This is a genomic window from Niameybacter massiliensis, assembly GCF_001282685.1.
Taxonomy (GTDB): Bacteria; Bacillota; Clostridia; order Lachnospirales; family Cellulosilyticaceae; genus Holtiella; species Holtiella tumoricola.
The window spans coordinates 50,656-72,969 of sequence record NZ_LN875035.1; the positions used below are offsets into that span (position 1 = coordinate 50,656).

The window sequence follows — 22,314 nt, forward strand, 5'->3', positions numbered from 1 at the left end:
GCTTTTTATATGTCCTTGGTAAGACAATAAAAGGCCAGTAGCATAAAGACGCTTTTAACCAAGTGTTTTTATATGTCGTGGGTATGACGTAAAAAGACCTAAATCACCCCGTGTGTGGGTACACGTAAAAAACCGTAGGAGGATAAAGAATATGAAAAGAGAATGGTTAAAAGATCTAGGACTTGAAGTTAGCATCATTGACAAAATTATGGACGAGAATGGTAAAGATGTTAACAAAGTCAAAGGAGAGCTTGAATCTATTAAAGGAGTTAAAGCAGATCTAGAAACACAACTTGCAACAGCTAACACCACTATTACGGAGTTAAAGGCTAGTAATACAAGTAATCAAGAACTTCAAACAAAGGTTACGGAGTATGAACAGACTATTGAAAATATGAAAGCTGATAGTCAAAAGAAAGAATTTGAGCTAGCACTTGAAAACGAACTTATCAAGCTTAATGTGCATAGTACCAAAGCAGCTAGAGCAGAACTAGATATGGATAAAGTTAAGTATGAAAATGGTCAGTTTACAGGACTTAAAGAACAAACCGATACATGGGCTAAAGAAAAATCATTCTTAATTAAAACAGGTGGTACTCATACACAGTACAATCCAGCAAGTGGTGGTGATCCTGATACAAAAGGTTATGCTGCACAAGTTGCTTCACAAAGAAACAGTGGGGCAGAACAAAATAAATCACAAAACAATCCTTATGCAAATGCATGGGACTAAGAAGGGAGCAATTTAAATGTATTACAAAGAAATTAACATGGAAAATTCACCAGAGTTTTTAGCAAGTCAGCATTATATTAACTTCACCACAACTATTAGTGACACAGGTGTTGTAGCAGACGAACATGGTCGTAAATATGTATTAGCAGGAACTGTTATTGATGTAGATGGTAAAGCTGCTACAGCGTCAACTGTATCATCTAAAGCAGTAGCAGGAATCTTATTTGCTACGGTTGATGTTACATATGGCCCACAACCTGGTGCACTGATGGCTGAAGGTTATGTTAGAGAAGCTAGATTAAAACAGGCTATTGATAATAGTGGAACACTTGAAGAAGCAATTAAAACATCATTAGCGGCTAAATGCCCTAAAATTACATTAAGATAGGAGGCAAATAATATGCCAAGAATTGAAGAACTATTAGCGTTAAGAGAATTAGTTGATTATACACAAACAAGACAATTTCCGCCATTAATGGGAGAGGTACTGTTCCCAGAACAAAAGATTGATGCTTTAGAAATTGAAATGTTAAAAGGTGCTAATAATCTTCCAGTAGCAGCTTCAGTACATTCATTTGATACTGAAACAGAGATTGCTTCAAGAGAAGGAATTAATGCAGCAATTCAAGATCTTGCACTTATTAAACGTAAACAAAAGATTTCAGAAAAAGAGCTTATTGTACTTAATGCACCTCGTAGTAACAGTGAAGAAAGACAAGTAATTGCTCGTATCTTTAATGATGTAGATGGTCTTGTAAACGGTGTACGTGCAAGAGTGGAAGCACTTCGTATGGAAGCACTCGGCACTGGTAAAATTGTGTTAAATGAGAACGGTGTAAAAGGAACAATTGACTTTGGGGTTCCTGGTGGTCAAAAAACTTCTAAAACATGGTTAAGCGCTACACCAAGAATCTTAGAAGATATTACAGATATGGTTAATGCAGTTGTAACCGGAAGTGGTTTCAGACCTACAAGAGTACTTACTTCACAAAAAATCTTAAATGGGATTCTTAAGGATGACAGAATCCGTAAGGCAATGTATGGCGTAAATGCAGACAAGGTTGCAAACTTAAATGACCTTAATCAATTACTTGTATCACAAGGTCTTCCTAAAATTGCTACATATGATGGTATGTTCCGTGTACAAGGGGAAAATGGTAAATATACTACAAAACGTTACTTCAAAGAAGATGCTTTTGTACTTATGCCAGAAGGTAAACTTGGTGATACATTCTATGGTTTAACAGCTGAAGAAGTTAGACTTAGAAATACACCAGGTGTTGATATTGAAATGTTTGGTAATATCCTCACTCAACATTACACAACAAATGATCCAGTTGCAGAATGGATTAAAGCAGTTGCTACAGCAATGCCTTCATTCCCAGCTGCAAACCAAATTTATATTGCAACTATTAGCTAAGAGGTGGCACATGCTACCTCTTTATTTATGAGGTGATAATATGTCAACAAGCTTTAGTCAATTGAATAAATTGAAGGCAAGAATACCTGAAGTAGTAAATAACAGTCAAGATAAGCTTTTGACACAGCTTTTAGAAGATGCTGAGCAGGCTATTTTAGACTATACAAACAGAAGTGATATGTTACCTGCTATGGAACCACTACAAAGGGAATTGGCATTAATCTCTTACAATCGTATTGGATTAGAGGGTGTATCTTCTCAAAATCAAGGTGGAATTTCAGTGCAAGTAGTAGAAGGTATTCCAAAAGAAATTAAGGCTAGACTTAACCGATATAGGAAGGTGAGGTTTAGATGAGGTTATTAGGACTTAAGCCATATAAGCTAAAAAAAGGGGCGTATGAGAAGGATGATGAATTAAATGATGTATTAGTTGGGTATGAACAAATAAGTATCATACAGGCAAATATACAGCCATGTAAGGGAGTTACTAAGGCTCAATTATATGGTTCTGAGATCACCAAATATCTTTCAGTTATTATGCATCCTAATCTACTTGTGCAAGAAGACCTTTATATTGAATACGAAGGTGTGCACTACGCAATTCAGCCAATATCAAAATGGAAACACTGGTCATTTGATATGAAAGCGGTGATTTAGTGGGGGCTAATATTAATGGAATTGATCAATTGTTAATGAAAATATCACAATTAGGTGGTTCGGCTGACAGGGTACTAGATAAAGCTATTATGAAAGCTGGAAAGCTTGTAGAAGGCGATGCAAAAGATTTATGCACAGTTGATACAGGAAGATTAAAGAATAGCATACATACTAAATTAGGCGGCTCTATGGATAAATATAGCTATAAAGATAATGATGGAAATGAGTTTGTAGGAGGACTTTCAAACTTAGGTCAAAATCATACGGCTATAGTTGGGACGAACGTTGAATATGCTCCATATGTAGAATGTGGAACAGGTAAAAAAGGAGAAGCTTCACCGAGTCCTCCTAAGTATCCAGGTGCTAGTTATAGGGAGGATTGGGTAGGACAAGAAGCACAGCCTTTTTTATGGCCGGCATTAAATCAAAATAAAGACAATATACAAGAGCTTATAGTAGATAATCTAAAGAAAGAAATAAGGAGGCTAAGTAAATGATTTACGATGCGAAGTCTCAAGTAGCTAGAAAATTAGATACGATACAAAATGTAAATGTATCCGGTTCAATTAAAAATGGATTAAAATCTATTCCTTGCATTGTGTATAAGGAAATGGATAATAAACCAACAGATCCATACAACAGATTCCAAGATGTTGTTTACAGTATAGACATATTCAATACTACAAGCACGAGTAAGCTTGCTAATGAAGTTGATGAAAAACTATCTGAATTAGGTTTAAGAAGAACATCGTGTGTAGATATGGATGATGAGAAGTTTAGGCGTAAACATATGAAATTTAAAGGAACTATAGATACACAAACTGAATTAGTTTATCAATAGAAAGGAGCAATACTATGAAGTTAGACTTACAATTTTTTGGTGGCATGGCTGCAACAGGTACGAAAATTGGCTATGGTGCAACAAGTAGTGGACCACATACAGAGATTCCAGGATTGTTAGAAGTACCGGAAATCGGTGGTGATCCAGAAAAAATAGATACAACTACACTTTCAGATAAAGTAAAAACATCAGTACCAGGAGTTAAGGATTTAGGAGACTTAACTTTTAAATTTTTATATGATACTGAAACTTTTAAAACATTAAATGCTATTAAGGAAAAGAAATCTTTTAAGGTTACATTCCCAGACAATATGACAGTAACTTTTGATGCTATCCCTAGTGTTAAATTAGGAAGTGCAGCAGTCAATGGAGCATTAACATTCTCTATTAGCATGAGTATACAATCAGAACCAGAATTTGGAACAGCGAGCTAGGAATATAAATCCTAGCTTTTTTATTTTATTTATAGAAAGGATGTTAAAGATATGAATTATGTAGTTTTTAATGTAGGAGATAAAGAACTTAAGTTAAGACTTGATGCAAAAAATACAGTAGCGCTCGAAAGGGTTGTAGGTACAAATCCTTTAAATGAACTTATGAAGTGTGCTCAAGGTAAACTACCAACTGTAGAGTTTGCAATTGCCACACTTCATGCATCACTACAGAAGTTGGAACATGGATATACGCTTAATAAGGTCTATGATTTGTATGATGAATATATAGAAGATGGTAATTCGTTAGTAGATCTAATTCCAATTCTCGTGGATGTATTTAAGGTAGCTGGATTTCTTCCTAAAGATGAAGAACAGGGGGAATAGATGGCGGACAAGAGCCGCCGAAAACATTAGAAGAAGTATTTGACAATATATACAAGGTATCTATACGAAGTGGAATTAAACCATATGAATTTTGGGATATGACGTTTGGAGAGATTATAGATGTAGTTGAGGCATTTAACGATAACAAGTTAGAAGAAATGAAGTATAACGCTATACTAGCCTATCAAACAGGAAGAATTGTAACTATAGGTGTAGGGAATGCATTTGGTGGTGGAGAATTTCCACAGATACATGAAATATTCCCTGGATTATTTGAACCACCAAAGGTAGTTCAGCAAGATAGTGAAGTAATGAAGGCTAGATTAATGTCTTACGTTGAAGCGTGGAAGAAAAAACATTAAGGAGGTGAGAATATGACACTAGAGGAATTACAAGTTGTAATTAGTGCAACAACCAAACCACTACAAAATGAACTAAAAAAAGTCAGTACACAGCTGAAGGGTTTAGAAAGTGCGACTAATAAATCTATGAGTGGACTACAAAAAAGTGTAGATAAAACTACATCAAATGTAGGTAAGAGTTTTGGGAAGTTAAAGACAGCACTTATAGCATTAGGTATTGGTAAAACGCTTAAAGATAGCTTTAATTTAGCGAGAACGTATGAAGCTAGTGTACAACAAGTGAATCGCATGTTTGGTATGTACAGTGGAGCATTGGATAACTGGGTACAAAAGAATGCTAAAACATTCGGTATGGCACGTGCTGATGCTATGAAATATGCATCCATATATGGCAATTTAGTAAGAGCATTTGAAAAAGACGGGGCTAAAATGACTCAGTATACTACGGATCTAATGAAAGCCACTACTATTATTGCCAGTAATACAGGAAGAACTGTAGCGGACGTAAGTGAACGTATCAGAAGTGGTATTTTAGGTAATACAGAGGCTATTGAAGATTTAGGTATTTACGCTCAAGTGGCGATGCTTAAGACTACTAATGCCTTTAAACAAATAGCAAACGGTCGTACATGGGATAAGCTTACATTCCAAGAACAGCAACAGATAAGGGTACTATCTATTCTTGAACAAACTTCTAGTCAATTCGGCGATAGTATCCAACACAATATGAACTATCAGTTAATGCAGTTAACTGCTACTCTTAAGAATATCGCACTTAATATTGGTCAAGCATTTATGCCTATATTGAATGTAGTAGTTCCTATTCTTAATACAATGGCGAATGCTTTAGAGATGGTTACAAGTAAGTTGGCAGCATTCATGAATGCTTTATTTGGTACCAACTTTAATTCAGGTCCAGGTGCAAATACAAGTCAAGATTTTACCAGTATGGGAGAAGAGGCTTCAAAAGCAGGAGATGAAGCAGAAGAAGCAGGTAAAAAGGCTCAAAAGGCCCTTATGGGATTTGATGAAGTAAATAACTTAAATCAATCCAATGGTGAATCTAATGAAAACTCTGGCAATATCATGGATACCATTACAAAGCCTGATGTAAGTCCTTTAGAACAGGCTGCTGCTACTTTTGCAGATAGGTTAAAAGTAGAGATAGATAAAATTAAAGGGCTCCTTAAAGATGGGTTTGAAATTGGAATAGGTGGAGATTATAAAGAACGTTTAGAGGAATTATTGGCTTTAATCCCACGTATCAAATCTGCGTTACAAGATATATTTGATGATGATATCAAACAATCATTTAGAAATATGGTTGAATCTTTAGCGTTATCAGCAGGACAAACAGCGGGTTCATGGGGCAGTGTTGGAATAACTATTGCAACAAATCTATTAGGTGGTGTAACAAAATATCTAGAACAAAATGGGCAGTTTATTAAAGATAGATTGATAGGAATATTTGATACAAGTTCTGAGATAGCTACAATATGGGGAGAATGGGTAACTACATTTGCAGATATATTTAGCGTATTTGGTGGTGAAACAGGACAGCAGATAACTGCTAATATTATCGGAATGTTCTCTAATGGATTTTTAGGTGCTACAGAGTTGTCATTAAAGTTTGGTAGAGATTTATTAGATACAATCACAGGACCTATTATTGAAAATAAGGATAAATTTAAAGTTGCCATAGAGAATACGCTCAAACCTATAGAAACGATCACAGGTGATATAAAGAATTTAGTTACTAATACCTTTAAAAGTATACTGGATTCATACAATAAGTACATACAGCCGACATTTAATAACATTAAAGAAGGATTTAGCAAGATCGTTTCATCTTTGTTAGATGCATATAATACTCATATTGCTCCAACGATAGATAAACTAGCTAAAAAGTGGAGTGAATTCTATAGTGATACATTACAACCAGTAATTGATAAAGCTATTGATGTTTTAGGAAAACTAGTACTGGCCGTAAGTGAACTATGGAATAATTGCTTAGCTCCATTTGTATCTTGGGTTATTGAGATTATGGGACCAGGAGTTTCTGCTTGTTTTGAAGCTATAGGAAGTATATTTTTAATAATCGTAACAGCTATTGTAGAGCAGACAGGTAATTTGCTAGATGCCTTTAGCGGACTTATTGATTTTATATCAGGTGTATTTAGTGGAGATTGGGAAAAAGCTTGGAATGGTATTAAAGCGATTTTTGATGCAATTACATCAAGTTTTGAGACTATCATTAAGGAACCATTACAAAAAGGCTTGGACTGGGTTAAGAACACATTTAAAACAAGTTGGGATTTAGTATGTAATGGATTAAGTAATTCATGGGAAAATATGTGGACTTCTATAAAAAATGGTACAAGAAATGCAATAAATTGGATTATAGATAAAATGAATAATTTTATAAATGGCATAAATTCAAAGCTTAGATTTACTTTGCCTGAAATAATGGGTGGAGCAACGATAGGTTTTGAAATACCAAATATACCAAGACTTGCAAGAGGTGGAATTGTAGATGGAGCTACATTTATGGGGAATTACATTGCAGGAGAAGCAGGGAAGGAAATGATTGTTCCACTTGAAAATACATCTTTTGTAGACAAGCTTGCTTCTGCTTTAGGGAATGCAGTGTTAGTTAGCATGCAAGTATGGAATCGAGCAAGTAATTCAAATACAGGAGGTCCTACAGAAGTTGTATTAGAGCTTAATGATCGTGCATTTGCCAGAGTTATAATACCTGCATTACAAAAAGAGATTAAACGAACAGGGGTGAAATTAGGATGATACGTATCAATGGCGTAGATGTTCAAACACCTAGTAGTTATATGGTAAATATTATGGATATTACAAAGTCAGAACGTAATGCAAAAGGTAATATGCAAATTGATTTAATTAATACAAAGTATAAGTTAGAACTTACATGGAGTTTGCTTACACAAACTCAGATTACAAAAATACTAGATGCATTAGAAGCACGTGTGACATTTGAAGTTACTTTTGTCTCTCCAACAGGCTCTAAACTAACTAGGACCTTTTACAAGGGAGATAGATCTGCACCGTTGCTTGACTATTTAGATGGTCAGGCAAGGTGGAAAGATTTTAAAGTTAACTTAATCGAGGTGTAAGATGAAGCAAACAAATTTACAGTTTAAATTAGGAATTCAAAAAAGTGTAAGGATACTTGATACACGTTTTGTCTTTTATAATGGACAAGACAAGTATGTATTAACAAGTGAAGATATACAAAGTTTTACATATAATAGTGCCTGTGAAAAACATTTGGGTGCTATTGAAAAGAAAATCTTGATAGGTAAGCTACTTAAAAATAATAAGACAAAAAATATTCAAGAAGGTACAATGCTATACAAGGAAATATGGGTAAAGTATGAGAATAATTGGTATAGTGATTTTCAAGAACCTTTTATTGTTACAGAGAAAAAAGAACTACAGGAAAGCGGTTTATATAGTTTTGAAGCCGTTGATACTTTAACACCCATACGAGAATCCGCTATGCCATTTGTGAGTCATTTTAAGAATGTACCTTTAAATAGCTATTACAAAGAGGTTCTGAGTAAGTTATCACCTATCTATAGCTATTCTGATAGGCTACTTAATCCTAACTTGAAATTTGCATTTCTAAAGAGTACAGATACACATGAATGCTTATTAGAACTTTGTATTGCTTCACAAGCGTTACTTAAATCAGACTTCAATTTAGTACCTTTTGTCTTTGGCCCTATTTGTGATCGTTTAACTTATGAAACGGGATTAACAAGTTATACCATTGATACAGGCTCAACAGAGATTTATCAAAAAGTATATACAAGTTTATTCTCACCTACTGAAAGTGATATACAAAATTTAGGACATGTGCAGAAGACATTACCAGCTTATGCAAGTCAAGTCAGTTTAGGAGAAGTAAGCTTTCAAGATGCTAGTATTGTACAACTTATTAAATTTGATAATCGTGTGACGATTGCTGATTATACTTTAGGTAGCGACAAATGCATTGTAAAAGTAGGGCATAACGAAAGTGATATACTAAATCTTAAAACAACGTTTAATGGTGTTAAATTAAATGCATTACAAACCGTAGATAGTGAAGAAGAAACAAAAAAGACTTTAACGATTTCAAATATATATATGCAAAGTCCTATTGCTTATAATAAAAGCATTTTTAAAGGTATACCTATAAGCATTAAATATACTGGAAATAGCTTATATGAAGTAGGCGATACGATTGAAGTAGATGGTAAATATAAAGTACTTCTTTTAGAAAGCGAGCTTAATTTTGAAGGTTCTTTAAGAGGAACACTAAAAGGGGTGGTGCTAAATGATTAGAGAGCTTAGTAAAAATATTTTACCAAACGTACCAGAACCTTTAACAGTAACAGGATCATATACACAAACACAAAGCCTAACAGATCTATTTAAGACAGAATCTTATACATTAAGTTTTGATGCACAAGATATTCAAGGTGATAAGAACTACTTTTTAATGTATCTTACGTATGATGATGGCACTGTGCATACATACTTTTTACCAATACAGTTTTTAGGAGAGCAAAGCATTACATTTGATGTAGAGTTTCCAGTAAGTACGATTCAATTTTACATTTATGGCAGTTGCACACTAAGTCAATTAAAACTCCAGAGTGTTATTACAGACCCATTAACAGATGAGCAGAAAGAATCTATAGATAAAGTTACAACTAATAGTGCTTATTGGGATAGGATACTTGCTATTACTAATAGTTTAGGTAATGTTATTACGTCAAAGTTAGAAGGCACGATTAATACGTCACTTAACATGATTACAGATAGTAAAGGTCAAATGTACTGGGAAGATGGAAACTTTATTTGCCGTGATGGTGAAACAGATGCAACTTCTACAATGGCTATGAAGTTTTCTCCAGCAGGTTTTATGATTGCTAGTGGTAAAAATGTGAATGGTACTTGGAAATGGCGTACATTTGGTACAGGTAAAGGCTTTGTAGCAGATGAGATTATATCTGGTACATTGAGTGCAATTGCTATACAAGGGGTAACGATTACTGCAAGTACACTTACAGGTGGTACGATTAATGGGGTAACAATTAATGGTTCTACAATCTATGCAGGTGATAAGAAAGCAGGTAATTACATAGAAGTTTCACCCAATAACCCTGTTAAAGTATGGCAAAATGGAAAGGTTGTTTCGAGTTTAGGTTATAGTGCTATCGGTGGTGGTAACATTACTGTTTATGATAAGCATGGTGCCAAGGCGTTTTCTATTGAGTGCTTAGAAGATGGTGATTTAGAAGTCTTTGGTAATAGTGATAATGCACTTATACCAGATCCTAACCATGATGGCTATTATATTCCTAATCCTAATGCAAGAAAAGTTATCTTTAAAGCAGGTAAAGTTCAATTTGACTCACAAGTATATGCTCCTAGCTTATATGGGATGTCTGGAGCTGGTGAGAATACACCGTATTTAACAGAAGATCGCTTTAATGCCATTTTAACGACTAAGCTTTTAACAAATGAGATTGTATCGGGTACTTATCTTAGACAAACTTTAACAAACTATGCAGATAAATCACATACCCATACAGGCTACGCTGCTTCTACACATAGCCATTATAACTATGCGGAGTCTAACCATAAACATACTGATTATGCTTCATCTTCACATACGCATAGTGGCTATGCTTCCTCTACACACAGTCATAGTGAGTACGCTTCGTCAGGGCATACACATACTGTTAACTCTGACGGTAGCCACAGCCATAGTTTTACTTCAAACTCTTGGGGAGGTTCTGTTGGTACTGCTGGTAGTCATACACATACCTTAAGTAATTACTCAGATATTCGTTTAAAAGAGCATGTTGAGAGATTAGACGATGAAAAAATATTTGAATTTTTAAAGACATTAGATATTGTATCCTATAACTTTAAAGATAAAAATATAGATCAACGTACTTTGGTTGGTGTTATTGCTCAGCAATTAAGAGAAAGTGAGTTTGGCAAGCTTTTTACCATACAGGATGAAGAAGGTTACTATGGTGTGTTCTATCAATTTTTGGCTACTTCTGCAATTGGTGCAATAAGGGTTTTGGATAAGAAGAATAAGGAACTTGAACAACGATTAGAAAAACTAGAATTGCTTATTAAGGAGTGATAAGGGTGATTAATTATAATATAGATGTATATTTAAGACATACTGAAATGGAAAACATGTATGTAAGGGAATTGATTGAACTTGTAACAAATGATTATAACGGCAATGTATTTAACTTTACTATTTATGATACAGATAAAAAAGCTTATGATCTAACAAGTAAAACAGTTAGCCTTATTGTAAAAAGCGAATTAAGTACAGTAATAGAAGATAATTGTACAATTGTTAATGCATTAAGTGGTACTGCAAAGATTACATTGCCAAGTGATATGTTTTGTGAAAAGGGTACATATTATGCTGAACTTCAGATATGGGAAGGACTTAATCGCATTACATCATTACCTTTTGATTATACAGTAAGATTAAGCCTAGATAGTAATGAGGCGGTAAAAGCTGATAATAGATTCAATTTATTACAGCAGGCATTAAGTAATGTTTCGAATGCTGATGCTGTTTCTAAGGAAGCCTTGCAAACAGCTAATAATGCAAAGACTATTGTAGATGATTTGGTGCCTAAAACAAATCAAGCAGCTCAGAATGCACAAGAAGCATTAGATAGAGCAACTGGGGTAGCAACTAAAGAAGAACTCAATAATAAAATTGGTCATGATGGGATTTTCGATGAAACGAATTTTGATTTTATTGGTGATAAGATTGTGCATGATGGGTTGGTATCACACAAAGAAAATCAAAACCTTAATGGGTGGACGTATTTATTGCAAACACAAATAAATATTAATGAATGTAATTTTTACATTAAAAGTGAGCCAATAAATATCATAGGAGCTGGTGGTTTATATATTTTAGGAGAATGGTCATCAACGATGACAAATGCGTTATCGATTAGACGATTAGGGTCTAGCATTAACATTAGATACATTAATATATCTGGGGTAGGTGCTCCGATTGATAATTTTATTACAGGATTACCATCAACGACTAGTTCTATAGAGGAGTATGTGTATATAAAAGACAATACTTTGTATATAGTATCAAATGGAACAACATATAGTAAAAAACTGCCAGATGATATATCTAAAAGTAATTTATATTTTTCACATGTAAAACTATATGGAATATCTACTGGGAATGAAGCAAAAGGTTATTTGAAATATGCTTTTATATATAATCGCCAGCTCTATCCGCAGGATATCCAACATAATATCCAGACTATTAGTAATTCACCAAGTATATCACATCTTGAAACTACAGACAGTTCGGGTAAAAAATCTATTTTAAAGGTTAGTTCAGATAGTGAACATGTAACAATGCGTAACGGCTATAACGTAGAAGAGTATGCAACAGCTAGAATGTTGGAAAGCGCAAAAGAATTTACCAGTACAAACGGAGAACCAATTAATATACCTAATGCACAAGATAAAGGCAAAGTGTTAGGCATGAGTATTAAAGGGAGAACGGTAAAGAATATTATTAAAAGACCAGAAAACATTTTTACAGCAGAAGCAGCGGTAGAAGTAAGGTTCTTTAAGGCATATTTTGAAGGCGCAACAAACGGTAAGTATACTTTGATTTTTGAGCTAGAGAACGACGTAAGTAAGTTAAATGTGTCAATGAGAAATAATGACGATACACAGATGCAATCGAGTTTGTATATAACGTCAACAAGCACAAAAGGTACTATTGAGATTTTAATTGATGTAACAAGTGTAAAGACTAGTGACGGGTGGGTAACTTTTAGAGTAGAGTCAACATCGAACCCTGTAGTTATTAAAAATGTTAGACTTTTAGAAGGCGACTTAACAAGTAAAAATATAGGAGTTGTACCATTTGGCCTTTCCTCAACCCAAGCCATTATAGATTGCAATAGACTAAAATACCCAATTTATCATCCTACAGAAACTAATCCAGATGGAAGTAGAAAAGTTATTCTATTGGGTGAATTAGGTGAGTCAAAGGACATCTTAGATTATAGAGATGATGGCACGGGAATCCTGTCACAAAACATATTGTTTACAACCGCCAATAGCAACACTTGGACTAAAGCTGTGGAAACGGATACAATGATTAGCTTTGGAACAGCACTTCTAAATGCTAAAGGGTTTACAAATAGTTCGGTTGCCGCTTGCAGGTGTGAACCCATTAAGGTATTCGCTACTACAGCTATATACAATGCCACAATAAAAGGTATAGCTATAAATCAAAATGGTTGGTTATATTTGTCTGTTTTAAAAACTGACTTAGCTACACTTGATTCTAAAGGTGTAAACGAATGGTTAACTAACGTTGGGTTTAAATTGTGGTATCAATCAGCTACGCCAGTGGTTGTTCAAATATCAAAGGAATTAATGCCCACAATAGGTCTAAATAAAACTAATATTTGTAAAGTTGACAGTGCAGTTGCACCAACTGAATTTAAAATAGTAGCACCAGTTGATCGTGTAGCAGAATTAACAGCTAGATTAGAAGCTTTAGAAGCTAAAACAAATACACAGCCAGTTAATACGGCTTTTGTAGAAGAAACATACGCTAAAAGCGTAAATAAAATAGAAGAGGTGATTAAATAATGACAGGTAAACAATTAGCAGTATATGAAACAATGAAAAACTTTATCAGTGCAAAGTACTACACAACAGAAAATGATGCAGTAGAAATCTTAAAGGCGTTCCAGGTTACACAAGATATTACACCGGAGCAGTACACCGAGTTAATATTATTGTCCAGAAGTGTATATACACCACCAGTAGAAATGACACCTATTGAACCATTACCTGGAGAAGTACCACAAGTATAGAAGTTTATTAATTAAATATAAGGCATAGAGAAGGCACCAGAGATGGTGTATTTTTTATGCCTTTTCTCCATTTAGAAAGGAGTAATGTATGGATGAACAATTATACAAAGACATAAGGAAAATTAGTGATGATATGATCTTTGTTAAAACTACATTAGAAAATATGACTAAGAACCAAAATGAAAAATTTGAAGCACTTGAAGAAAAACAAGAAGCTAGGATTAAAGCGCTTGAAGAGAAACATGATGAAAAGATAAAAGTAGCAAATCATAGAATTACTGATCTAGAAGAACAAAATAAGTGGTTATGGAGAACCGTATTAGCAGCAGTCATAGTTCAATTAGTATCTTTGTTTTTTAGATAGGAGTGTTGAGAATGGGATTAAGATGGGTTAATACACATAAGCAAAAGAAGAAAAGACAATATACGAAGCTAGTAATGGACTTAGTATTAGGGCTGACGTTAATTACAACGTTGGCATCTATTTATATCAACTTTAAGAATGGCATGGGGCTGGACGGGATTGTGGCTAACTGTTGGGATGGTCTTAAGTATATTATACCCAGTTACTGCGCTAAGAGTTATTTTGAAACGAAAGAAGAACACAAATACAATGGAGTGGAGGATGATGTAGAATGTTAGAAATCAACTTAGCAACAATCATATTGATATTGGGTGTACTTGTATTTGCTGTAAATGTTATCGTAGAGGTTACTAAAAACCTCTATCCATTAGATCAAATACACACAAATTACTATGTAACAGGACTTAGTATTACACTTACAGTATTGTCTTACTTTGTGTACTTGAGCTACACATCAAGTAAGTTTATTTGGTACTACTTTGCAGCAGTCATTGTAGCAGGATTTATAGTAGCTTATCTTGCTATGTTTGGCTGGGATAAACTCATGAAGTTATGGCATGAATCTAGTAAAAAGGATGGTGATATACGATGAGTATTGAACGATGTGATGACATTGACCAATTACACCCTAAAGTAAAAGAACTCGCCGAGAAGCTTCTAAATGAGGCTAAAAAACAAGGTCTTAATGTGAAGATTATAGATACATATCGTTCTAAAGAACGTCAAGACTATTTATATGCTCAGGGGCGTACAAGGCCAGGAGCTATTGTAACAAATGCAAAAGGTTCAGATATGAGCTCTTATCATAATTGGAGATTAGCTTTTGACTGTATTCAGAATAAGAAAGGTGATGAATATAATAGTGTATTCTTAGCTAAACTTGGTAAGATTGGTCAATCAATAGGACTAGAATGGGGAGGTGGATGGAGTGGATTTAAAGACGCTCCACACTTCCAGTATACATTTGGTTTATCTATTAAGGACCTAAAGAGTGGCAAAAAACCTCCGCAAGTACCTGTAAAAGATGTGGCATATGAAAAGGCCATACAGAATCTGGTGCTGGAAGGGATTATCGGAAGTCCAGCAGCATGGAATAAGATTAATCTAAACAATGTACTAGCACTTATTAGTAAGATAGGCGTCAGACTATTTGATGTAAACGGATATGATCTTGCAGTGGCTAAGATGGTAGAAGCTAAGATTATTAGTTCACCAGCTATATGGAAAGATAAGAAGTATACTGAACAGAATACAAGGGATTTGATTGTTAAGATAAGTAGTTATTTAGGGTAGTCCATTGGGCTATCCTGCTTTTTATTGCATAAAATTATTAATTGACATATACTTTATTTATACAACTTGACATTTTTCTAGCAATATAGTAAAATTGCTAGAAAAATCATCATAAAGGAGGTAGTTTTATGGCATACAAGGCATTAGATATTGCTAAATATGTTATCAATTATTGTATTGATATCCAAGATGTAAATCTTATTAGTAATTTAAAATTACAAAAAATAATGTATTACATTCAAGCTGCTTTCTTAGTAGAAACAGGAGACTTAGCATTTAACGAAAAAATATCAGCATGGAGATATGGGCCAGTGGTAGAGATGGTATACCATGAATTCAAGCGGTATGTTAATAGTGGAATAGATGAGCGAATAGATACTGAGTTAGTATTGAAGAATGAGAATGCGAGATATGTATATAAAAGACAAAAGTACAATCCTAATGAGAAATTTATAGATGAGCATAAGGAAATTATTAATAAAGTAATACACGGACAAAATAAATTTACAGCATTTCAGCTTGTAGCACGTACGCATGAGGAATATCCATGGATGCATGCTATAGAAAATGATGAACCTTATATTGATATAGATGATATGAGGCGGTATTTTACACAACATGGAGAGCGTATCTATGGAGAATAAAAGTAGTATAAAATTAACTACTGTATTAAAAGAAATGGTAGAAGAAGACATTAATGATTTTATTGCCGGTGATGCTACTTGTAAGTTTTTTTATAAATTCAAAGCATACTATGATACTAACACAAGGCATCTATATCATGAATTAGCATATTTTATGGTTGATCTAGATGCTAGTGAAGAAATTGACTATTTGATTGATAAAGTTTATTGGATATATACACATTCAAAAGACTTATCATGTGAAACAACAAGAAAAAAAATATTAAAGTTGTATGATCATTTGAAATTAGAAAAGGTACATTTTGACTCTTTAGAAAAGCTGAACAATACCTTGAAAAATACACAATTGGGTCAAATAGAACAATTTACAGAAGACATGAAAGATCAACTAGAAAATCAAAGTATGCAACTATTAGAAAATATAAGCGATGCTGAGAAAAAAATTGAAACAGTTAAATTTTCTTTGACAGACGTACAAAGGGATCTTAAGAATTCAGAGAAACAGATGTACACACAAGTTGTAGCTATTCTTGGTATATTTACATCTATTGTATTTTCTATGTTTGCAGGCTTAACAATGATTAATTCAATAGTACAAGCGCTATCAACTAATGTTATACCTTTTAATAAAGCATGTGCGATATGTTTAATGATAGGATTTATTGTATTCAACCTGCTTTATACCATGCTATATGCAATATCAAAGTTAACAGGAAATAGCATTGCCTATAAACATCCTAAAACTAATGCAGAAGGTTTTGATAAGGTAGGTATTATAAAAAAAGCGGCAATGACACATCCATATTGTTTTTGGGTAAATATAATCACTACAACACTATTAATACTGTTGATGTGTAATATTTTTTTTAGTGGTAGTACTATGCAAAATAACAAAAATGATGCTACATATAATAAGATTACTACACCAAGTGCAATTATTAATAATAATTAATTTCTTGATGGTACAGTTATATTTTGAGATGTAATAGGTGACACACAGAGGTAGGTCTTAGACTCTACCTTTTATTTTTTTGCTCAAATACTGATTTTATCATTAATAGATGTTAGTATAAAATATATAAGGAGAGTGGAATATGAAAAAAAATAATAATTACTGGTTATGGGTTAGAATGCTAGTTATAAGTAGTATTTGCATAATACTTGGGATATGTGTATTAAATAGTCTGTTATGGGCATTGGAGTGGATGCATGATGTAACAGGATGGAATATTAATCTTCCAGGAGTAGATCATGGAGTATGGATATCATTTTTAGGAAGTGTATTTGGTGGGATTATAGGAGTTGGAGGAGTGTATTTAACTTTAACAATTTCAAAACAAAAAGATTTGAAAGACGAGTCTACTAAACAGATGGAAAATTTTATATTTAGACATGAGGAGAATTTAAAAATATTTCAGTTAGCTAAATATAAAGTTATATATAGTGAAGTACAAGCTATTACTCAGAATTTAGATTTAGAAATTAACAAGATTCAAGCAGACTTAGAGCGTAGAAAGGCAGAAATGCAAATAGCTGAATTCAAAACAATGGTAATAATGAATAGTATAGATGATACTAAGGCTAAGGAACTCTATATAAAGGCAATACAAGAAATTCAAAATACATCATTAGAAATAATTTTAGAGATAGAAAAGTTATGTATAGATAAGTATAAATTTGAAAGTATAGACAGAAGAAGAAGAAAAATAGAAGAAAAAAAAGAGGAATTAAAAGAAAAAGGGGAGATTTTATCTCCAGAATATAACAAATTGGGGGATGAAGATTTTCAGCTAGCGAAAGAAAGAATAGGTTTATTAGGTAAGGCACCTGTTGATTGGCGTAAATTTAATATAGAAACATGTTTAAAAGCAGTAAGGGTAGCTGGTAAAGTTATAGTTGAAGAACAAGAAAAAGAAATTAATCAGTATTTTAAATAAGAAATATTATTTTAGGGTAGGCATGATGCCTACTCTCTTTGTTTGTTTTTATGTAGTGTAGATGGCATAATGAATAAAAAGGGGGTCAATATGAAAAAGACATATGAAGTAGATGTAGATCAAGTAAAAGAAAATATAATTTTAGAAATTGGCAGATATGTTAGCTGCAATGGTGGATACAGTAGAGAGTTACTAGATCATAACCTTAAACAAATATTAGAAAAAGGGTACAAAGAGGTACCAACAGATTATAAAGGGTAGGGCTTAGGTTTTACCCTCTTTTTATTGGAGTAATTTACCTGTTGATATATATCTTACCAATAGATATACTTACTACGTGCTATATAGCAACTTTACTGTGAAAGTGAGGTGGCGACATGAAAGATTTATTAGCATTTCTAGTCATGATTTATGTATTAACGAGATAGTCTTAGGTAAGGTGTTATGATTTATTATCATAATACCCCCTCCAGTATTAAGTGGAGGGGGTACGGTTTAACAAAAACTTAAATAAAGTGTTAGGATAATAAATGATAATATCTTCCGTATAAATATATAAGAAATAGGCCATACTCTTGAAAATTAAGGAGTGTGGTCTATTTTTATGGATAAATTTAATTTGAGAAGAGTTTTAGTAACAAGCTACTTTGGAACGATACTTGTAATAACTGTTATATTAGCAATAGCCCTAAATGTATAGTTGTACATCAAATAAAATTGCTATATTATAGTAACTAAGAAGGGGTGATGATATGAAAAACAATAACAGATTTTTAGTATTTATTATGACTTTATTACTAGTTACTACTACGTTATTTGGAGCAAGTGTTCAGCCAGCTACTACTATTAAATCAGTTGAAGTACATTTTATTGACACTGGTAATAGTGATGCTATTCTTATCAAGGATAATGGTAAAAACATGCTTATTGATGGTGCTGAGAATGATGATGAGAAGTCTTTAGTTGATTACTTAAAAGCTCAAGAAATAAAAAAACTTGACTATATAGTACTTACACATCCAGATGCAGATCATAGTGGCGCATTAGATGCCGTAATTAAAAACTTTGATATTGGTACAGTATTGATTGGAAATGGTAGTGCAGATACTAAGACTTATAAATACTTTGTTCAGGCAGCTATAGATAAAAAACTACAGCCAAGTGTACCATTAGAAGATAAAGTATTTACATTAGGCAACGGTACATTCCAATTTTATAATACTAAAAGCCAAGCAAAAGATGTAAATGATAGAAGCCTAGTAATGCTTTATAAAAATGGCGAACATGAGTTTTTATTTACAGGTGATGCAGGTAAAGATGTTGAGAAATCTATAGTAGAAAAAATGGTAGATGTTGATGTACTTAAAGTAGGACATCACGGAAGTAATACTTCTACCAGCCAAGAATTTTTAGACAAGATTAAACCTGAGATTGCTATAATTACTTGTGGAAAAGACAATAAATATGGTCATCCACACAAAGATGTAAGTAATAGGCTTAAAGATATTAAAACATATAGAACAGATTTAAATGGTAATATTATTATTAACACAGATGGTAAAATACTTACCATATCTACACAAAAAGTCGATAGTAAGATGACACAAAAACCTACAATAACTAAAGTTGATGTTGCATCGAATACTATAAATAATGTATCCGTATCAACAAATCCTACTAATACAATTACATCACCAACTACAACACAATCAACAGGACAAAAGGTTTGGGTTACTGGATCTGGTAAAAAGTATCATTATAAAACTTGTAGATATGTTAATGCAACAAGCAGAGAACTGACAGTTGATGATGCTAAAAAACAAGGATACGAATCTTGTAAAGTATGCCATTAGATTAAGGGTAAATTTCATATTATAAGTATATAAGAAATAGACTGCATTCGATAAAACAATGAATGTAGTCTATTTTTATGCAAAGAGATTTTATAGATATAAGGGTATGCTTATGTATAATGGTAATTTCTAGTATTGTAGTATTATCTAAATTATTATAATATAATATCAAAATGGTTTAGGGGGATAATAATATGAGTGAAATTCAATTAGATCAAGTTAATGTTCAGGAGCAACCGCCTCAAGCAGCAACAAAGTTTTGTAGATTTTGCGGACAAAAAATAAATCTAGATGCAGTAATGTGCATACATTGTGGAAGGCAAGTAGAAGAGTTAAAAGCGCAACAAGTAGCTCCGCAAGTTGTTATTAATAACTCAAATGTAAACAGCAACACGAATACTACTCCAGGTATGGCATATGGGGTTAAGCCTAAGAATAAATGGGTAGCACTAGGCCTTTGCCTAGTAGGATTTTTCGGATTTGCAGGACTTCATAAGTTTTATGAAAAAAAGATACTGTTAGGAATCTTATATCTACTCACATTTGGATTGATTGGTATAGGTACAGTTGTAGATACTATCATCCTTTTATTTAAACCAAATCCATATTTCTAAAAAACAACCTAGTCTTAAGTGGCTAGGTTGTTTTTTATTATAGATATCATTTACGTTTATTTATCTATTTTTATCCTTGTTTAGGATATTTTTATTCATTGTTTAGCTCTATTTAGCTTTGTTTATAATACTTTTATCATTAAATTGATAAAAGTGATGTAATCAATGATAAAAACAAGTTAATTAAATCTAAAAATAGATAAATAAAAGCTAAAAATTGCACAAAAAATAAAAATAAAAATTAGGTATTTACAGACAATATTACCATGGTGTATACTCCGAATGTGTAAGGAACAGTTAAAAAGTTAGGAGATTTATAGGGGGGTATTCGTTTAGATAAATCATTATATATCAATACTTTATGATTATTTTAAATTTTATTACATGAGACATTAAAAGACATAGGAGGCAATATGAAAAATACAATAGATATGATAAAAAATACGTGTGAAGAGATAGAACAAGACTTACTGGTAGATAGATTAAGGGTGCTACAAATAATAGACGTAGTAGGGAATATAAAAAATAAATTACAGCTGGACGGTATACTAGATATATCTATTGATGAATTTCCGATACAGCCAACAGAAGAAGATACATATGAATGTGTTTTGCAATATCAGATAGTTAAAGACAAGCAAATGATACTAATTGCCATAATCTTAGAATTTGGCATATTAAATGGAAATTACATAGATTGGGATTTGATACTGAACAATGACAATGAGTACTTAAATTTATATTGTAGACTTATGGATTTTAATATACACGTTACACTTTAAAACAGGTTATAATATCTCTTCTCCTACGTAAGCTAATTTACTTTTAGAAAAAGTTAATAACTTAAGCAGGAGGAAATATGAGAGAGAAAGTGTTTACAAAAGAAAAGTGGAAGAATGTAAATAATCAAAATAAGGACCTTTTATATGATTATCTAACAGAATTAAGGTCTATGAAGAGGTCTTCCAAAACTTTATACCAATACGAAAGTGACGGTAAGATGATTCTTTGTTACATATATGATCAGATGGATAACATGAATATTCTTAACCTTACAAAGAAAGACTTTAGGCGTATAACTTTGTGGCTACTCGAAGAACGTGAAGTAAGTAATGCAAGATTTAATCGTATATTTGCTCTGGTAAGAGGTATGTGCGGGTTTGCTGAAGATGAAGACGATTACGAGTATGAAAAAAATATTGCTAGAAAAGTTAGAGGATTAGAGAAAAAACCTGTGAGAGAGATTCTGTTTCTTACAGATGAACAAATACATATACTCAGGAATTATCTAATAGAAAATAGAATGTATAGGGAATGTGTTTACTTAGATCTAGCATATGATTCGGCTGCTCGTATAGGAGAGATTGCACAGGTACATAAACATAACTTGTTAGAAAATCGTATGACCAATGTTGTTATTGGAAAGCGTGGTAAGAAGTTTAGGCTTTTATATCATAAAAATACACTTGAAAGCTTGAAATTATGGCTAACATATCGTGGAGAAGATGATCTAGATGAACTATTTGTAAGTACTAGGTACACAAATAAAAAGGCACTTACAAAAGAGGCTCTCTACGAATGGTGTGTAAAGTTTAGAAGTATTTTAAAAGAACTTGATGGTGAATATATAAAGTTTACTCCACATTCATTTAGACATTCGGCGTTAGAAAATTATAAAAGAGGTACACATTATATGTGTAGAGAGATAGGAAGAACATTTACGATAGAAGAGTTACAAGTGTTGGCGCACCATGAGAGCATTGACATGACTAAAAGTTACTTAAAGAAAGATGACGATGATATTTTAAGCAATATGTTTAATATAGATATTACATAGGAGAGAAT

28 protein-coding genes are annotated in these 22,314 nt (G+C 32.9%); all 28 read left to right on the plus strand.

Annotation, left to right across the window (positions count from 1 at the left end; genetic code table 11):
* The first annotated feature begins 151 nt into the window (after positions 1 to 151).
* The 28 genes from BN2390_RS05825 to BN2390_RS05955 all read left to right on the plus strand — a co-directional run bounded on the left by BN2390_RS05825 (position 152) and on the right by BN2390_RS05955 (position 22,306).
* Positions 152 to 733 carry a phage scaffolding protein gene (locus BN2390_RS05825; RefSeq protein WP_053983422.1) on the plus strand — a complete coding sequence of 194 codons (582 nt, stop codon included), beginning with the start codon at positions 152 to 154 and terminating at the stop codon, positions 731 to 733.
* Between the two features lie 16 nt (positions 734 to 749).
* On the plus strand, positions 750 to 1,121 hold the full coding sequence (locus BN2390_RS05830; RefSeq protein WP_053983423.1) for a hypothetical protein: 372 nt from the start codon (positions 750 to 752) through the stop codon (positions 1,119 to 1,121).
* Positions 1,122 to 1,133: 12 nt separating this feature from the next.
* A complete protein-coding gene (locus BN2390_RS05835; protein WP_053983424.1) occupies positions 1,134 to 2,153 on the plus strand; it encodes a major capsid protein in 1,020 nt (339 codons plus the stop codon).
* A 40-nt stretch (positions 2,154 to 2,193) separates the two neighbouring features.
* Positions 2,194 to 2,508 carry a phage head-tail connector protein gene (locus BN2390_RS05840; protein WP_053983425.1) on the plus strand — a complete coding sequence of 105 codons (315 nt, stop codon included), beginning with the start codon at positions 2,194 to 2,196 and terminating at the stop codon, positions 2,506 to 2,508.
* Positions 2,505 to 2,810: a hypothetical protein gene (locus BN2390_RS05845; RefSeq protein ID WP_053983426.1), complete on the plus strand. Its 306-nt coding sequence runs from the start codon at positions 2,505 to 2,507 to the stop codon at positions 2,808 to 2,810. Before BN2390_RS05840 ends, BN2390_RS05845 begins: the two co-directional genes overlap by 4 nt.
* Entirely contained in the window at positions 2,810 to 3,307 is a 498-nt protein-coding gene (locus BN2390_RS05850) for an HK97-gp10 family putative phage morphogenesis protein (RefSeq protein ID WP_053983427.1), read from the plus strand. Before BN2390_RS05845 ends, BN2390_RS05850 begins: the two co-directional genes overlap by 1 nt.
* Entirely contained in the window at positions 3,304 to 3,651 is a 348-nt protein-coding gene (locus BN2390_RS05855) for a hypothetical protein (protein ID WP_082238624.1), read from the plus strand. Before BN2390_RS05850 ends, BN2390_RS05855 begins: the two co-directional genes overlap by 4 nt.
* A gap of 14 nt (positions 3,652 to 3,665) precedes the next feature.
* Positions 3,666 to 4,085, plus strand: coding sequence for a phage tail tube protein (locus BN2390_RS05860; RefSeq protein ID WP_053983428.1), 420 nt, complete (start codon positions 3,666 to 3,668; stop codon positions 4,083 to 4,085).
* Between the two features lie 51 nt (positions 4,086 to 4,136).
* Positions 4,137 to 4,469 (plus strand): DUF6096 family protein, encoded by a 333-nt coding sequence (locus BN2390_RS05865; RefSeq protein WP_053983429.1) that lies wholly within the window; start codon positions 4,137 to 4,139, stop codon positions 4,467 to 4,469.
* Between the two features lie 98 nt (positions 4,470 to 4,567).
* Positions 4,568 to 4,831 (plus strand): hypothetical protein, encoded by a 264-nt coding sequence (locus BN2390_RS05870; RefSeq protein WP_053983430.1) that lies wholly within the window; start codon positions 4,568 to 4,570, stop codon positions 4,829 to 4,831.
* A gap of 12 nt (positions 4,832 to 4,843) precedes the next feature.
* On the plus strand, positions 4,844 to 7,633 hold the full coding sequence (locus tag BN2390_RS05875; RefSeq protein WP_053983431.1) for a phage tail protein: 2,790 nt from the start codon (positions 4,844 to 4,846) through the stop codon (positions 7,631 to 7,633).
* Positions 7,630 to 7,974, plus strand: a complete 345-nt coding sequence (locus BN2390_RS05880) for a DUF6711 family protein (RefSeq protein WP_053983432.1) — start codon at positions 7,630 to 7,632, stop codon at positions 7,972 to 7,974. The genes BN2390_RS05875 and BN2390_RS05880 overlap by 4 nt, the downstream gene beginning before the upstream one ends.
* 1 nt (position 7,975) lies before the next feature.
* Positions 7,976 to 9,190 (plus strand): hypothetical protein, encoded by a 1,215-nt coding sequence (locus BN2390_RS05885; RefSeq protein ID WP_053983433.1) that lies wholly within the window; start codon positions 7,976 to 7,978, stop codon positions 9,188 to 9,190.
* Positions 9,183 to 11,012 (plus strand): tail fiber domain-containing protein, encoded by a 1,830-nt coding sequence (locus BN2390_RS05890; protein ID WP_053983434.1) that lies wholly within the window; start codon positions 9,183 to 9,185, stop codon positions 11,010 to 11,012. The genes BN2390_RS05885 and BN2390_RS05890 overlap by 8 nt, the downstream gene beginning before the upstream one ends.
* Positions 11,013 to 11,017: 5 nt before the next feature.
* Complete coding sequence (locus BN2390_RS05895; RefSeq protein ID WP_053983435.1) at positions 11,018 to 13,537, plus strand: BppU family phage baseplate upper protein; 2,520 nt, start codon at positions 11,018 to 11,020, stop codon at positions 13,535 to 13,537.
* Positions 13,537 to 13,764, plus strand: coding sequence for a hypothetical protein (locus BN2390_RS05900; protein WP_053983436.1), 228 nt, complete (start codon positions 13,537 to 13,539; stop codon positions 13,762 to 13,764). The genes BN2390_RS05895 and BN2390_RS05900 overlap by 1 nt, the downstream gene beginning before the upstream one ends.
* 88 nt (positions 13,765 to 13,852) lie before the next feature.
* Positions 13,853 to 14,128 (plus strand): hemolysin XhlA family protein, encoded by a 276-nt coding sequence (locus BN2390_RS05905; protein WP_053983437.1) that lies wholly within the window; start codon positions 13,853 to 13,855, stop codon positions 14,126 to 14,128.
* 11 nt (positions 14,129 to 14,139) lie between these two features.
* Entirely contained in the window at positions 14,140 to 14,406 is a 267-nt protein-coding gene (locus BN2390_RS05910; RefSeq protein ID WP_053983438.1) for a hypothetical protein, read from the plus strand.
* Complete coding sequence (locus BN2390_RS05915) at positions 14,400 to 14,720, plus strand: hypothetical protein (RefSeq protein ID WP_053983439.1); 321 nt, start codon at positions 14,400 to 14,402, stop codon at positions 14,718 to 14,720. The genes BN2390_RS05910 and BN2390_RS05915 overlap by 7 nt, the downstream gene beginning before the upstream one ends.
* Positions 14,717 to 15,421: a M15 family metallopeptidase gene (locus tag BN2390_RS21340; protein ID WP_082238625.1), complete on the plus strand. Its 705-nt coding sequence runs from the start codon at positions 14,717 to 14,719 to the stop codon at positions 15,419 to 15,421. Before BN2390_RS05915 ends, BN2390_RS21340 begins: the two co-directional genes overlap by 4 nt.
* A 128-nt stretch (positions 15,422 to 15,549) precedes the next feature.
* Entirely contained in the window at positions 15,550 to 16,065 is a 516-nt protein-coding gene (locus BN2390_RS05925; RefSeq protein WP_053983440.1) for a Panacea domain-containing protein, read from the plus strand.
* The gene (locus BN2390_RS05930) at positions 16,055 to 17,017 is read left to right on the plus strand and encodes a hypothetical protein (protein ID WP_053983441.1); all 963 of its coding nucleotides are present in this window, start codon (positions 16,055 to 16,057) and stop codon (positions 17,015 to 17,017) included. The genes BN2390_RS05925 and BN2390_RS05930 overlap by 11 nt, the downstream gene beginning before the upstream one ends.
* A gap of 142 nt (positions 17,018 to 17,159) precedes the next feature.
* On the plus strand, positions 17,160 to 18,002 hold the full coding sequence (locus BN2390_RS05935) for a hypothetical protein (RefSeq protein ID WP_053983442.1): 843 nt from the start codon (positions 17,160 to 17,162) through the stop codon (positions 18,000 to 18,002).
* 90 nt (positions 18,003 to 18,092) lie between these two features.
* On the plus strand, positions 18,093 to 18,263 hold the full coding sequence (locus BN2390_RS21620) for a hypothetical protein (RefSeq protein ID WP_154668784.1): 171 nt from the start codon (positions 18,093 to 18,095) through the stop codon (positions 18,261 to 18,263).
* 491 nt (positions 18,264 to 18,754) lie between these two features.
* The gene (locus BN2390_RS05940) at positions 18,755 to 19,855 is read left to right on the plus strand and encodes a ComEC/Rec2 family competence protein (protein ID WP_053983443.1); all 1,101 of its coding nucleotides are present in this window, start codon (positions 18,755 to 18,757) and stop codon (positions 19,853 to 19,855) included.
* Between the two features lie 194 nt (positions 19,856 to 20,049).
* On the plus strand, positions 20,050 to 20,469 hold the full coding sequence (locus tag BN2390_RS05945) for a TM2 domain-containing protein (protein ID WP_053983444.1): 420 nt from the start codon (positions 20,050 to 20,052) through the stop codon (positions 20,467 to 20,469).
* Positions 20,470 to 20,882: 413 nt separating this feature from the next.
* The gene (locus BN2390_RS05950) at positions 20,883 to 21,251 is read left to right on the plus strand and encodes a hypothetical protein (protein ID WP_053983445.1); all 369 of its coding nucleotides are present in this window, start codon (positions 20,883 to 20,885) and stop codon (positions 21,249 to 21,251) included.
* A 77-nt stretch (positions 21,252 to 21,328) separates the two neighbouring features.
* Positions 21,329 to 22,306, plus strand: coding sequence for a tyrosine-type recombinase/integrase (locus tag BN2390_RS05955; RefSeq protein ID WP_053983446.1), 978 nt, complete (start codon positions 21,329 to 21,331; stop codon positions 22,304 to 22,306).
* The last annotated feature ends 8 nt before the right edge of the window (positions 22,307 to 22,314 follow it).

What these genes read in the sequence shown, in the direction of transcription:
- BN2390_RS05905 (WP_053983437.1), top strand. Translation starts at nt 13,853, where the DNA reads ATGGATGAACAATTATACAAAGACATAAGGAAAATTAGTGATGATATG.
- BN2390_RS21620 (WP_154668784.1), top strand. Translation starts at nt 18,093, where the DNA reads ATGAAAAAGACATATGAAGTAGATGTAGATCAAGTAAAAGAAAATATA.
- BN2390_RS05845 (WP_053983426.1), top strand. Translation starts at nt 2,505, where the DNA reads ATGAGGTTATTAGGACTTAAGCCATATAAGCTAAAAAAAGGGGCGTAT.
- BN2390_RS05940 (WP_053983443.1), top strand. Translation starts at nt 18,755, where the DNA reads ATGAAAAACAATAACAGATTTTTAGTATTTATTATGACTTTATTACTA.
- BN2390_RS05885 (WP_053983433.1), top strand. Translation starts at nt 7,976, where the DNA reads ATGAAGCAAACAAATTTACAGTTTAAATTAGGAATTCAAAAAAGTGTA.
- BN2390_RS05825 (WP_053983422.1), top strand. Translation starts at nt 152, where the DNA reads ATGAAAAGAGAATGGTTAAAAGATCTAGGACTTGAAGTTAGCATCATT.
- BN2390_RS05875 (WP_053983431.1), top strand. Translation starts at nt 4,844, where the DNA reads ATGACACTAGAGGAATTACAAGTTGTAATTAGTGCAACAACCAAACCA.
- BN2390_RS05830 (WP_053983423.1), top strand. Translation starts at nt 750, where the DNA reads ATGTATTACAAAGAAATTAACATGGAAAATTCACCAGAGTTTTTAGCA.
- BN2390_RS05915 (WP_053983439.1), top strand. Translation starts at nt 14,400, where the DNA reads ATGTTAGAAATCAACTTAGCAACAATCATATTGATATTGGGTGTACTT.
- BN2390_RS05900 (WP_053983436.1), top strand. Translation starts at nt 13,537, where the DNA reads ATGACAGGTAAACAATTAGCAGTATATGAAACAATGAAAAACTTTATC.
- BN2390_RS05910 (WP_053983438.1), top strand. Translation starts at nt 14,140, where the DNA reads ATGGGATTAAGATGGGTTAATACACATAAGCAAAAGAAGAAAAGACAA.
- BN2390_RS05935 (WP_053983442.1), top strand. Translation starts at nt 17,160, where the DNA reads ATGAAAAAAAATAATAATTACTGGTTATGGGTTAGAATGCTAGTTATA.
- BN2390_RS05925 (WP_053983440.1), top strand. Translation starts at nt 15,550, where the DNA reads ATGGCATACAAGGCATTAGATATTGCTAAATATGTTATCAATTATTGT.
- BN2390_RS05870 (WP_053983430.1), top strand. Translation starts at nt 4,568, where the DNA reads ATGACGTTTGGAGAGATTATAGATGTAGTTGAGGCATTTAACGATAAC.
- BN2390_RS05835 (WP_053983424.1), top strand. Translation starts at nt 1,134, where the DNA reads ATGCCAAGAATTGAAGAACTATTAGCGTTAAGAGAATTAGTTGATTAT.
- BN2390_RS05955 (WP_053983446.1), top strand. Translation starts at nt 21,329, where the DNA reads ATGAGAGAGAAAGTGTTTACAAAAGAAAAGTGGAAGAATGTAAATAAT.
- BN2390_RS05880 (WP_053983432.1), top strand. Translation starts at nt 7,630, where the DNA reads ATGATACGTATCAATGGCGTAGATGTTCAAACACCTAGTAGTTATATG.
- BN2390_RS05930 (WP_053983441.1), top strand. Translation starts at nt 16,055, where the DNA reads ATGGAGAATAAAAGTAGTATAAAATTAACTACTGTATTAAAAGAAATG.
- BN2390_RS05855 (WP_082238624.1), top strand. Translation starts at nt 3,304, where the DNA reads ATGATTTACGATGCGAAGTCTCAAGTAGCTAGAAAATTAGATACGATA.
- BN2390_RS05860 (WP_053983428.1), top strand. Translation starts at nt 3,666, where the DNA reads ATGAAGTTAGACTTACAATTTTTTGGTGGCATGGCTGCAACAGGTACG.
- BN2390_RS05950 (WP_053983445.1), top strand. Translation starts at nt 20,883, where the DNA reads ATGAAAAATACAATAGATATGATAAAAAATACGTGTGAAGAGATAGAA.
- BN2390_RS21340 (WP_082238625.1), top strand. Translation starts at nt 14,717, where the DNA reads ATGAGTATTGAACGATGTGATGACATTGACCAATTACACCCTAAAGTA.
- BN2390_RS05865 (WP_053983429.1), top strand. Translation starts at nt 4,137, where the DNA reads ATGAATTATGTAGTTTTTAATGTAGGAGATAAAGAACTTAAGTTAAGA.
- BN2390_RS05945 (WP_053983444.1), top strand. Translation starts at nt 20,050, where the DNA reads ATGAGTGAAATTCAATTAGATCAAGTTAATGTTCAGGAGCAACCGCCT.
- BN2390_RS05840 (WP_053983425.1), top strand. Translation starts at nt 2,194, where the DNA reads ATGTCAACAAGCTTTAGTCAATTGAATAAATTGAAGGCAAGAATACCT.
- BN2390_RS05890 (WP_053983434.1), top strand. Translation starts at nt 9,183, where the DNA reads ATGATTAGAGAGCTTAGTAAAAATATTTTACCAAACGTACCAGAACCT.